General features: G+C 37.5%; 9 protein-coding genes. 1 reads left to right on the plus strand and 8 read right to left on the minus strand.

Features of this window, described 5'->3' with window-relative positions:
- Positions 1-96: 96 nt before the first annotated feature.
- From IGJ20_RS08010 to IGJ20_RS08025, 4 genes are all read right to left on the minus strand, one after another.
- Positions 97-1737 carry a peptide ABC transporter substrate-binding protein gene (locus tag IGJ20_RS08010; protein ID WP_202522560.1) on the minus strand — a complete coding sequence of 547 codons (1641 nt, stop codon included), beginning with the start codon at positions 1735-1737 and terminating at the stop codon, positions 97-99.
- Between the two features lie 62 nt (positions 1738-1799).
- Complete coding sequence (locus tag IGJ20_RS08015) at positions 1800-2120, minus strand: cupin domain-containing protein (protein ID WP_002365769.1); 321 nt, start codon at positions 2118-2120, stop codon at positions 1800-1802.
- A 134-nt stretch (positions 2121-2254) separates the two neighbouring features.
- Positions 2255-3274, minus strand: coding sequence for a branched-chain amino acid aminotransferase (locus IGJ20_RS08020; protein ID WP_086317935.1), 1020 nt, complete (start codon positions 3272-3274; stop codon positions 2255-2257).
- 190 nt (positions 3275-3464) lie between these two features.
- The gene (locus IGJ20_RS08025) at positions 3465-3917 is read right to left on the minus strand and encodes a DUF2188 domain-containing protein (protein ID WP_010709492.1); all 453 of its coding nucleotides are present in this window, start codon (positions 3915-3917) and stop codon (positions 3465-3467) included.
- Between the two features lie 216 nt (positions 3918-4133).
- Here IGJ20_RS08025 and IGJ20_RS08030 point away from each other — a divergent pair, with 216 nt between their 5' ends.
- On the plus strand, positions 4134-4703 hold the full coding sequence (locus IGJ20_RS08030) for a polymer-forming cytoskeletal protein (protein WP_202522561.1): 570 nt from the start codon (positions 4134-4136) through the stop codon (positions 4701-4703).
- A 46-nt stretch (positions 4704-4749) separates the two neighbouring features.
- On the opposite strand, the gene IGJ20_RS08035 is transcribed toward IGJ20_RS08030, so the two are convergent.
- The 4 genes from IGJ20_RS08035 to IGJ20_RS08050 all read right to left on the minus strand — a co-directional run bounded on the left by IGJ20_RS08035 (position 4750) and on the right by IGJ20_RS08050 (position 11885).
- Entirely contained in the window at positions 4750-5394 is a 645-nt protein-coding gene (locus tag IGJ20_RS08035; protein WP_086317937.1) for a DUF998 domain-containing protein, read from the minus strand.
- 120 nt (positions 5395-5514) lie between these two features.
- Positions 5515-6669, minus strand: a complete 1155-nt coding sequence (locus IGJ20_RS08040) for an AI-2E family transporter (protein WP_002386882.1) — start codon at positions 6667-6669, stop codon at positions 5515-5517.
- A gap of 683 nt (positions 6670-7352) precedes the next feature.
- Positions 7353-11327 carry an endo-alpha-N-acetylgalactosaminidase family protein gene (locus IGJ20_RS08045; protein WP_231414694.1) on the minus strand — a complete coding sequence of 1325 codons (3975 nt, stop codon included), beginning with the start codon at positions 11325-11327 and terminating at the stop codon, positions 7353-7355.
- A 150-nt stretch (positions 11328-11477) separates the two neighbouring features.
- Positions 11478-11885: a PTS sugar transporter subunit IIA gene (locus IGJ20_RS08050; protein ID WP_131750571.1), complete on the minus strand. Its 408-nt coding sequence runs from the start codon at positions 11883-11885 to the stop codon at positions 11478-11480.
- Between the last annotated feature and the right edge of the window lie 17 nt (positions 11886-11902).

Here is an 11902-nt window from a genome sequence, read left to right on the forward strand (position 1 = left end):
ACCCGAAAAGGCTAAATGGTGACAAATTTTGGGTTAAAAAGCAGGATTTAAGCCTGGGCCGAAAATCAAAAGCGATTTTCAGCCCAGGCTCTCTTTTTATTTTTCCTTATAAACATTTTTTAACGTTAATGGAGCGCCAAAGGTATGAAAATTCAAGCCTTTGACTTTATCATTTTGCAGGACTGTTTGTTCATTTTGGCTAAGTGGAATCATGCCAGCAGTCGTTTCAATCACTTCTTTTTCAGCTGCAATCAGTGTCGCCCATCTTTTTTCTGGCTCTAAGGCATAGGTTGTGGCTGCTTCATCTAATAATTTGTCATAGACAGGGTTCTGATAATTGCGATCATTGCCCTTGTATAAAGTCATCAGGGTAGAAATAGGGTCTTGATAGTCTGGTGTCCAGTAAATTAAGAATAAATCATAGTCACTTTCTCGCCCAAAGTTCAATGCAGCTTCAGTCGGCAATGCGGTTAGCTCTATTGTCAAACCAGGAAACAATTCTTGTAGCGAGCCTTGCAAAATTTCACCAATTTTTTTGTAAGAACCATCATCTGTTACCATCAATTCAACGTTAACCTTTTCTCCTAATTCTGCTTGTGCTTTTTTCCAATAACTTTGCGCTTTTTCTTTGTTATAAACCATTAAATTACCTGCTTCTTGACGAAAATCGAGACCCGTTGTGGGATTCGTCACAAAGCCTTCCGTAATCGCACCATATAGCGCTTTAGAACCATCTGCAATAATATTATTGACTAGATTTTCTTTATCTATTCCTAAAGCCAACGCTTTACGCAGGTTTTCGTTTGCAAGCGGCGTTGCTTGCCCTTTCCGTTTTTGATTTAAGCGCAAATAGTTCATTGTCGCTGTTGGATACGAATGATACAACGTATTATTTTTATTCTGTTGCGCCAGTTCACCACTTAGTGTAGCCACATCTAATTGTCCATCTTCAAAAAGATTCAATGCAGTAGATGTTTCTTTGATAACCGTATAATTGATAATGTCTGAGCGCACGTTCTGGTGATCCCAATAGCGATTATTTTTTGCTAGTTGCCAGTCCATCTTTGTTTGCTGCCAATCTTTTACCACAAACGGGCCATTATAGACGACTTTATCGCTAGCAGTTCCATAGTCCGCACCAAATTGTTCGACTACTTTTTGATTTTGCGGGAAAAATGTAGGAAAAGCTAACAAGGACGTAAAGTACGGTTTTGGCTCTTTGAGCGTCACCTTTAATGTATAATCATCCACAGCTGTGACACCAAGTTCATTGGGTGCTAATTTTCCCGCTGAGATTTCTGCACCATTTTGAATTGTTTCAACGATGAGGAAGCTATAAACAAAGCCGTTTTTAGGATCAATCATTTTTTTCCAAGCATATTCAAAATCATGCGCTGTGACAGGATCATCGTTACTCCAAACCGCTTCTTTTCTCAAAGAAATCGTGTAGGTTTTTCCATCTTCTGAAATCGTCGGCAATGCTTTTGCTACGGCTGGTACCAATTGGTCTTGTTCATCTAAACTATATAACCCTTCAAACGCTGCTGTTTGGACAATAGCATCTGGAAAATCCAATAATACAGAGGTGTTGAGCGTTGTTAATTCCGAGGGTGACATCAGTTGAACGGCTTCTTTGGTATTTTTCTGTTTCTTTTTATTTTCATTTTTATTGGTACACCCAGCTAAAAATCCTACCAATAAAATACAAACCATTGTGATTTTTAAATACTTTTTCATCTTCTTTCTCCTATAACTCTTCATTTTTTTATGCTCTTACTTACAGAAAGACAGCTCCCCTTTTATTTTGTCCTTTCCACAAGCATCCAGACAACGACCGCTGGCTCCAACCCATCATTATAATTAATGTGCCCCTCACCAGCTTCAATTAATTGGGCTTGTCCAGCTTTTCCAACTAAGTCTTGACCATCTTCTAAAATCGTATGTGCTTCGCCAGAAATCACATAAGAATATTCATCCTGTTCATGGCGAGCATATCCAGCTAAAGGCCGTTTTTCACCAGGTTGTAATGTAATAATGCCCATTTGAACTTGTGCATTTGGTTGGTTTTCTTTATCAAAAAAAATCGTCATTTCTTCTGATTCTGCTGATTTAATAAGCAATAGCTTCCCCTCCTTTTTTAAATCTTGTATCTTCCATTATTCCTTTAAATAGTATTAAAGTCAATCTTTTTATAGAAAATTCTGAATATTCTACACAAAAAAAAGAGAGCATGAATTCTCTCTTTTTTGTCTCTTTAAACTTTTACAATCCAGCCTTCTGGCGCTTCTTTGTCACCAAACTGTATGCCAACCAATTCATCATATAGTTGTTTGGTCACTGGTCCAACTTCTGTTTCACTATAAAACACATGGAAATCTGTGCCATTTTGAATCCCTCCAATAGGAGAAATAATCGCCGCTGTGCCACAAGCACCCGCTTCGGAGAAGTCCGCTAATCGATCAATGTAAACGTCTCCTTCAAGCGCCGTCATCCCTAAACGTTCTTCTGCTAGCGTCAATAATGAATATTTAGTAATACTTGGTAAAATAGACGCTGATTTCGGCGTAATAAAAGTACCATCTTTGGTTATGCCAAAGAAATTGGCTGCACCAACTTCTTCAATTTTCGTATGCGTATACGGATCTAAATAAATGCAATCACTAAATTCTTTCTCATGTGCTTCTGCACCTGGTAAAAGACTAGCTGCATAATTGCCCCCCACTTTAGCGGCCCCAGTTCCTCGACCCGCTGCTCGATCATAGTCAGAAACAATAAAGTTGGTTGGTGCTAAACCATTTTTAAAATACGAACCAACCGGCACGCAAAAAATAGAAAAAATGTATTCTTTGGCGGGTGCTACGCCAATATTATCGCCGACACCAATCATATAAGGGCGAAGATACAACGTACCGCCCGTTCCATATGGCGGTAAATAAGCAAGGTTGGCTTTCACCACTTCTTGGCATGCAGAAACAAAGGTTTCTACTGGTACTTGTGGCATCAGTAGACGCGCACAACTTTTTTGTAACCGTTTGGCATTTTCATCTGGACGAAACAAATTGACAGAACCATCTGCACATTGATACGCTTTTAATCCTTCAAAACATTGTTGGCCATAATGTAAAGCAGGCGAACCTTCACTAATCGTTAACTGATTGTTATCTGTTAGCGTGCCTTCTTCCCACTTGCCATCTCGCCAATAACTAATATAACGAAAGGGCGTTTTAATGTAAGAAAATCCTAAATTATTCCAATCAAGATTGGCTTTTTCCATTGTCGTAGCACCTCAATTATTTTGATTTTTTATCTTAATTAGTGTAATTGTACCCACCAAAAACTAGAAAAGCAAGTCTTATTCTCATTCTTAACTTTTGTTATTTTTTCTTACTTGTCCATTTCTCCCTCGCAAAAAAACCTTGATAACCGTTTCTTGAATTGCAACGGAATATCAAGGTTTCGAAAAATTATTCAGTATATTCTTTGGTTTCTTGTAACGTACCATCTTGCTTATAGATTTTCAACTTTGTTTGCTTATTCCGAGCAATTTCTTGAGCTCGTTCAACCGCCTCTTGTTTGTGGGTAAATGTATTACTTGCTTTTTCAGCGCTGTCTGAAATCACCAACCATTGGCCGTCTTTATATTTAACGTTGACAGCCGCCGTTAATAATTTTCCCGCATGTTTATCCTGTTTATGCGAATCTTGTTTCGTAGGATTTGCTTCTTGTTCGAAGGCTTTTTTGTCTGCTGCACTTGCCTCTTGATACCATTTCTCCGCTTGACTAATCGCAATTGGAATGGCGCGATCATCAGGGTAGCCATCCGCAAGCAACGCATTGCCAATATCTATCGCTTTTTTCCGAATCAAAGGTGCTAAATTTTTCATTGATGTAGGATAATCATTCATATTCCAAGGCATCAAAATCTCCTCCTTAAATTCTGTCTATTACTAGCTTACTACAGAAAAGGAACATTTGAAAAAGAAATGATTACTTTGAATATTTCCTGAACATTCTTGAGAGAATAAGCCTAATTTCCCGTTGGCCAAACTTCTCAATCTTTGAGTGTATGATTACTCATTTCCCTTTGAATCAGTTATGATAAAGGAAGAAATAAATTTTTTGGAGGGATTTTTATGAAAATGTCTAAAGTACTCACCCCTGTTTTGACGGCAACTGCTGCTCTTGTGCTGCTTAGTGCTTGTTCATCTGATAAAAAAACAGATAGTAGTTCTAGTAGCAAAGAAACAGCTAATTCAAGTACAGAAGTAGTCTCTGGTGCTTCAATTAGTGCCAAGCCTGAAGAACTCGAAATGGCGTTAAGTGATAAAGGAAATTGGATTGTCGCAGCTACTGACAATGTCACTTTTGATAAAGAGGTAACAGTTGCTGGTACTTTCCATGATAAGGGGAAAGATTCCAACGATGTCTATCGCAAATTAGCGCTTTATTCTCAAGATGATAATAAAAAAGTAACTACTGAATATGAAATCACGGTTCCTAAACTAATCGTTTCTTCTGAAAATTTCAACATCGTTCACGGGACTGTCAAAGGTGATATTGAGGTGAAAGCAAATGGCTTTACTTTAAATGGTACCAAAGTTAATGGCAATATTACTTTTGATAAACAAGAATACAAAGATTCTGCTGACTTAGAAAAAGATGGTGCCACTGTTACTGGTGAAGTCACCGTAGCCAATAATTAAGTTCTTACCAGACAATTTTAACTAGTAAAAAACCAATGACGAATGTTCAATCAAATTTGTCATTGGTTTTAGTTTGTAAACACAGTGCCAGCATTGGTAGATAATTACAAAATGAACTCACTCTTTGCCATAAGCCTAAATAATTAAATGGTTTTACCTGTTGTAGTTGTGGAATCCTTGCTAAGCCATATAAGCCGGCTGCAAGCATACATAAAATAAACAAAAAGCCAAAAAGTTTTTTATTTTTTTGCGAACCGTATTTACTATAGATAATGGTTAAGACGCCTGATAACAACAAAAAGCCTGTATAACCGACTGCTGATCCTCCGTTATGAAGCGCGGCAGCAACTGTGCCAGCGCTTGAAGTGTCTACGCTGAAGAGCCCACTGAAAATACAATCAAATAAACCATAAGCGCCAATCATTGCCACTACTAACCAAGCACCTTTTTTCGTTTTTCTGGAAAAAATAGCATATATCCTAGGTAAACTTGCTAACATCAACATTCCCGCAATGATAGTTAACCGATTAAAGTTTTCCCTAACTGGACTATTCACATCACCTAATAAGCTAATTACTTCTGTCAATTGATTGTAACCTTGATCTTTGAATCCGACATAATAAGGTGTAAAAAAATCAAGTAAGACCCCTAAAACTAAAAAATAGCCGCCATATTTTTTTAAAAGCTGCATTTATTCACCTCAATTTTGATTTTCTATTTATTTTAAGTATAGCATATCAAAAATTCCAAATAATGAAACTTTCTGTTCCACTAAAAAACTTTTCGTCAACGCGAGACGAAAAGTTTTACTTTAGGATTCAATAGAATCTACAATCTTATCATTTTCTTTTGATTCATTTAGCCACTCCGAGACAATAATTTTAATGATTGCAGCAACAGGAACTGCTAAAAACATCCCTAAGACGCCGAAGTACGCTCCCCCAATCGTGATTGAAACAATAATTAAAATCGGATTGACATTTAGGGCATCTCCCATAATTCGAGGACCAATAATATTGCCGTCAATTTGTTGTAAAATTAATAAAACTAGTAACACCGTAATTGCTTGAGTAACACCACCTGTGAAAAGCGTAATCACACCAGCAACAATTGATGCAAAAATCGAACCAAAATAAGGAATCATATTACAAATACCTAATAAAATCCCCAAAGTCACAGCAAATTTCACATTCAAAATACTTAACAAAATCGTTGATGAAACGCCAATTATACAAGCATCAAGAAATTGGCAACTGATAAATTTATAGAAAATTTTATTCGTTGTATTTAACCAGGTTTGTGTTTGCTTGTACACTTTTTCAGACAGCAATTTGTGGGCAGCCTTTTCAACAAATGTCAAAATAGATTGCTTAAATACCAGCGCATAAATTGAGATAATCAACGTTAAAAATGCATTTAAAAAGAATGAGGAAACATTTTTAGTCAACGTTCCTAATGAAAATAACGCTTGTGTCCATTGATTTAAAAAACGTTCCGGCGACAAATCTTTAAGGACGCTATTTAAATATTTTTCAATCGCAGCTGTTTTTAAAATCCCTTTATCTTCTAAACTCATCACAAACTGAACCATGTGATCATAAAAAGTGGGTAAAGAGTTTGCTAAATCTACTAAATTACTAATGAGTAGCGGAACGATATAGTTTAATGTCAAAACAAAAATAAACAAAATAATCAGGTACAAAAGGAGTACGCTCAAGCCGTGTTTCGCTTTTTTAACGACTGGTAAAGGAACTCTTTCTAGTAATCCCTCGATTTTTTTCTGACTTCCACTCAATAAATAAGCAATCACAAACCCAGTAATGAATGGGGATAAGATGCCTAATAAACCCGAAACACTATGGACAAAGTGCTGATAATTCGTGATTAATAAATAGCCAACAATCAGCGCCATTACAAATAAAAAGCGGACAACCCAGTAATTCCAATCAACATTGTATTTCTTCAATCACTTCACCTCTAAATAAATTATGCCTATCATTGTAATTGTAAACGATTTGTGGCAAAAGGCAAGTTTGTCCATTCGTTCTTGATGAAATACACAAAGAAGCCTGACACTTAAAAAAATGTGTCTGTTTATTCTACAGTATAAAAATGAGGCACTAGACCTTGCTTCTTTTCATAAAAGAAGTAGAGCGTGGGACAAAAATCACTTTGGATTTTTGCTTCACGCTCAAAAACTGATAAACGGCGAGAACAGAAGCAACACTACGCGTTGCTCCGATCTCAACAACTTCTAAGGTGTTTTCTCGACATGCGTCTCGTCACAGTACAGCCTTCAAAAGAGCTACAGCTCTAAGAGTTGCGATGTTTCACTGTGAAGCATGAACAGATGAAATCATCGTACCTACTTGGTGAAGGTCCTTCGGAAATAAGCCGAAATTGTTGAGAATCACGAAGAACGTAGTGATTCGATGATGAACAATACCTACTTGGTCTCCAAAAATTATAGAACACCGGGTAGGTATCATGCAACATCAACTCGTTCCTCGTTGTGTTTTATGACAATTTTCGGAAATTTCTTCTTATTGCTGAGAAACACTATTTGCAAAGCAAATAGATGTTGAACAGTACCTACTTGGTTCTCGGAGTTAAGCACTTCTGTCCCGACCTCTTCTAGATAGACTAAATTTATTTTTTCGATTCCACTGTGACCGTAAAGTTATCCATAATGAAATCTTTATCGGCACCTGTTGTAAAAATACCAAACGTAGTGTTTCCTGAAGCATCCCCAATTATTTCTGCTTCATAATGCTTGGTTTGACCATCTGCTGCTGTCGAAGTCAACTCACCGACTGGCTTAAAGTCATTGTTATTTTTCAACTCCCCATTAATGGTCCCAGCAGTAAAGACATTTTCACCATCAGTTTGATAATCAAATTGGACCGTATATTTCTTGTTCGGTTCAAATTTAATATTTTGCGGAATTGTTTGAAGCATCAAACCTGCTCCTTGTTTATGGACCTTCAAGGACCAGTTGCCTTCTAATACATCTGAAACAAGGTTTCCATTCCAACCATATTGTGTGTAAGGTTCATTTCTTTCTGATAAATGAATCCGTGGATCTTCTACACCACCAGCTGAGCCTTTAACAAACGGATATAACCCAACTGCTTGTGTGTCTTCAAAATCTTGCTTAATAACTGTTTGTTTGTCTGGGTTCATGATATCCGTTTGACGCTCAACAATTCGTAAATCATCAAATTTTGTAACGGAATTGCCTTTATCAACCGCTAACGTCACCGAGCCTTTTTTGGCATTATCTGGGATTTCAAAATCAATTCGCATATTTTGCATATACTGCGGATTTTTCCTGCTTGTATGGTTAATATCTGCCTGAATGTAGTTTTGGGCAACCGAATTATTCACTGTCCGCGTATATTTCTTACCACCAATTTTAACAGTTACTGTGGCTTTACGATCATGTGTTTCTGTGTTTAGATACAAACTATATTTTCCTGGTTTAGGAAGATTGATATCTTGTTTGATTTCGGTTCTTTCTTTTTCTGAACTAAAGACATAATCACCGTTGGCATCTTTTTTAACCTCTCCATCACCTCGGAAAACTTTCCAGTTATTTTTTAAGGTATTGGCTTCATTAAATCCAGGATCTTTAAATGGTGTTCCTGTTCCAAATGTCATCGGTTCAATACTGTCAGGTTCAGCAATGACATATGGTGTATTAGCCTCGGCTTGGATGGTCACTTGGTTATTTGTAGTGGCAATTGCGCCTTTGTCAATACGCCCTTGATCTGTTAATTCATATAAATGTAAATTCGTTTTTCCTTGCATTTTCTTATCCAATGACCAAGTGCTGGTACCGCCTTTTGGATTCCAGTGATATAGTTTGTCTTGACCATTGACATTCCAAGGCAGTAGATACGCATCACCTTTTAGAACTTCTGTCTCATTTAACGTAATGCTTCTTGGCGAATTAGCATCTGCTTGAGTAACGGTCACTTTTTCAGTACCGTTCGCTAATTTAATCGTACCATAGATTTGACCATCTTCTGCTGTTGTAGTTTCCCAGTTTGTAATTTGGTAATGTTGTAAGAACTTAGTTGGGACATTAATGGCAAAAGTTTTTTGGCGATAGGTATTAAAATTGGTTTTACCCACCCAACCTTCATAGGCTTCAAATTCAGCTCCACCTAACAAAGGGTTGTCGGAAATAATCCAAGTGTCTTTTTGATGATTCCGAATAAAACGAACGATTGTACTGTTAAAGCCTTTCGTTGTTGTACCGCCGTAATCTTTTTCTGCAGACCAATGGTTCCAAACCGAGTCATACTCTAAAGCATTCGGAAATTCATTGGTTGTAAACCAACCGAGTGAATTAATTTCTTTACTTAGTTGACGACTTGCCCAACCTGATTCGCCTTGATTGCCCCAAACATCAACATAAATATAATCTAGATTCGGTGCTTTTTGTTTTAATTCTTTAAAGCGCTCATAGCGACGACCACTCAATGCATCGGGTCTTTGTTTAATAAAATAAGACGGATCTAACCAATCCCAGCCACGCTTCGTTGGATCAACTAATTCCTCATTAAATCCTTTTGCTTCTGGGTAAGACTCGGTGTCATTAATATGCACACCGAAAACGGCATTTAATTTATGTCCTTCATCAATTAATTGATTCAACGCTTGTTCCCCACCAGGTCGCTGACCAATAGCACCGTAATCTGGATGCGCAGAATCATGTCCTTCATTTTGATACCCTTTTAGTAAATTCATTTGTCCTAATCCATCTGTTAAATTGTAAATACGTTTTGATTCGTCTAACGTCACTAAGAATGGATTTGTCGCCTGACTAGCAAAGTTAAAAGGAATCCGTTGGTTGACTAATTCAGGGACTTTTTCCGCGCCCATTGGGTTATTCATAATTGAACGGAACCCAATTGCCGCATCTTGCCAATCCACCCGATTGTCGTCGTTGCTATCTTTTGAGAATTTAACTTTCACTTCTGGCGTTTCTCCAGTTGTGTAATCTTCCGGTGCATCAAATGGTCGATAGGTCCATGCCCCACTTGACAAGGTTGTTACAAAACCAGTCGCCGCTTCTTTTGTTTGTTTATGGATTCGATTGTTGTCACTACCATCGACAGAGCCGTCTCCATAGGCGTTCGTCCAAAAACTTGCAGCATAATTCGCCGTATTTAAGAAACCATACATATATTTTTTCGTTTCTTCTTGGCTTGTTGTAGTTAAATCTTGGATAGTATCACCATTTTTATTTCCGTTATTTGCATTTGTCCCAGTATTCATCACAACGCCAGCAAAAGTCGCCCCTTCATCAGTACTATTGACAGAAATCAAGCCTTGATTTGGAATTGAAATTGTGTGTATTTTGATTCCTTCTTCACGAATATCTGAGAGTTTCATAGCTAATTCTTGGCCTTCGGAAACAGTCAATGTCGTTGTGAAACGCAGGCCAATTTCTGGGACAGCTACGTTATAAACGGCTTGATTTGCTTCACTCTTTTGTTTTTCAGCAGTTGCTTTATATGCTTTGCCATCAATCATTACTTGGTCAATTTTCTCGTGTTGGCCATTAAAAATCACTTGATTACTCTGAGGGTCTTCGTAGCGAATAATTCGTGGAAATTGTGGATCAACCACGGCTGTTAAATCTGCGGAAGAGATTTTGTCGCCTTTTTCAGCTTCATTGTCTTTAGCAACAACAATGCTGGCTTTTGCTTTGATGTTTGTATTTTCCAAAGTACCGTCGACTTCAAAAGTTCCTGGTTCTTTGTATGCAGCAGGATCGATTTCATTCCAACTTACTGCTTCATTGGCTTCTTTACCAGTATTATAGGTCACTTTTACTTGTTTCGGTAATTTTGGTGCGACACCAATTTTTGTAAAAACTTTGACTGGTGCAATTTGTGTCACTTCTGGCACAATTTCCGGAATGCTATCTACGGGGCCATTTTTAAAATAGTCATAATTGACAATTTTTTTGTCGTACCACAAACGGACACCCACATGTCCGGCTTCTGTTGGAATTTTGTCCCCGTTGGCCAAAACAGGTTCTCCCTCGTAAATCAACGTGGTGTTAAGCCAGATAGTAATTTTTTCACCAACATAACGTACTTTCAACAAATAATTCGTATCTTCATTTAACGTTGGCCCAGAAATTGAATCATTCCACGAATTAGGGCTTTCAACTAACCATTTGCCATTCGCGTTATAGCCTACAAAAACCCAGCTATCTTTGGTATTACCACGAATAATCACACCCGTTCGACCGCTTCCAGCAGTGTATTTAAACTTTGTTTCTACTTCACCATCAGCTAATTTAGGGGAATCTAAATTTAAAGATACGGCATTATTACCTGCTGCTGCATCTCGCGAAATCGCCAATGACTCTCCTGCTAATTCTCGATTTGTTTTACCAATCACATCTTGCCACTCACCAATTTTCCCTCCTGGAAAATCAGATTGCCACAATTTTTCTTCTGTTGCGGCAGGTTCCACCATTGATGAGCTTGTTTCAGTGCTGCTGTTTGTTGTTTCTTCTGCAGACGTACTTAATGGTACTAAAATCGTTGCGCTTGCCAATAGTGTCAATGTACTAAATCGTTTTATTTTTCCATGTTTCATCTGATAAATCAGCCCCCTAACATTTTTTGAACACGCTTTCATTATTAACAATTAAAGGGGCGTTCCAAAAATAAATTCTTTTATTTTTGGAACGTCCATCTCTAAATCATTCTCTTAAAAACTGTAATAGCTTACGACGACAAGTCAGAATTATTCATCCTCGTCATCTACTGCAACATTTAGCAGCAATTCGTTGACTTTCACAATACTTTCTGCTGATTCCTTAACATAGTCACCTTTGATCGCTAATAAACTTGCATTTACATAGCTGATAACCATCGGTAAATTCATCCCAGTATATAAGTCAAACGAAGCACCTTGCATAATTTTTTTAGATAAAATATTACAAGGTGTCCCCCCTAATAGATCAGCAAAGACAACAAAATCTTCTAACGATTCCGTAATCGCTTCAAATTTTTCTAAAAAGTCAGCTTCACCTTCTTCTGGTAATAAAGCAACAGTGGAAATTGTTTCTTGCGGTCCCATAATCATCTCCGCACTTTTTTTCAATTCCTCGCAAAAACGGCCATGACTTACTAAAACTAAATGTTCACTCATCGATTTTCTCCTGTCTT

It is taken from the genome of Enterococcus sp. DIV0294 (assembly GCF_050558155.1).
GTDB classification, from domain to species: Bacteria; Bacillota; Bacilli; order Lactobacillales; family Enterococcaceae; genus Enterococcus; species Enterococcus faecalis.

What these genes read in the sequence shown, in the direction of transcription:
- IGJ20_RS08045 (WP_231414694.1), bottom strand. Translation starts at nt 11,327, where the DNA reads ATGAAACATGGAAAAATAAAACGATTTAGTACATTGACACTATTGGCA.
- IGJ20_RS08025 (WP_010709492.1), bottom strand. Translation starts at nt 3,917, where the DNA reads ATGCCTTGGAATATGAATGATTATCCTACATCAATGAAAAATTTAGCA.
- IGJ20_RS08010 (WP_202522560.1), bottom strand. Translation starts at nt 1,737, where the DNA reads ATGAAAAAGTATTTAAAAATCACAATGGTTTGTATTTTATTGGTAGGA.
- IGJ20_RS08020 (WP_086317935.1), bottom strand. Translation starts at nt 3,274, where the DNA reads ATGGAAAAAGCCAATCTTGATTGGAATAATTTAGGATTTTCTTACATT.
- IGJ20_RS08035 (WP_086317937.1), bottom strand. Translation starts at nt 5,394, where the DNA reads ATGCAGCTTTTAAAAAAATATGGCGGCTATTTTTTAGTTTTAGGGGTC.
- IGJ20_RS08030 (WP_202522561.1), top strand. Translation starts at nt 4,134, where the DNA reads ATGAAAATGTCTAAAGTACTCACCCCTGTTTTGACGGCAACTGCTGCT.
- IGJ20_RS08050 (WP_131750571.1), bottom strand. Translation starts at nt 11,885, where the DNA reads ATGAGTGAACATTTAGTTTTAGTAAGTCATGGCCGTTTTTGCGAGGAA.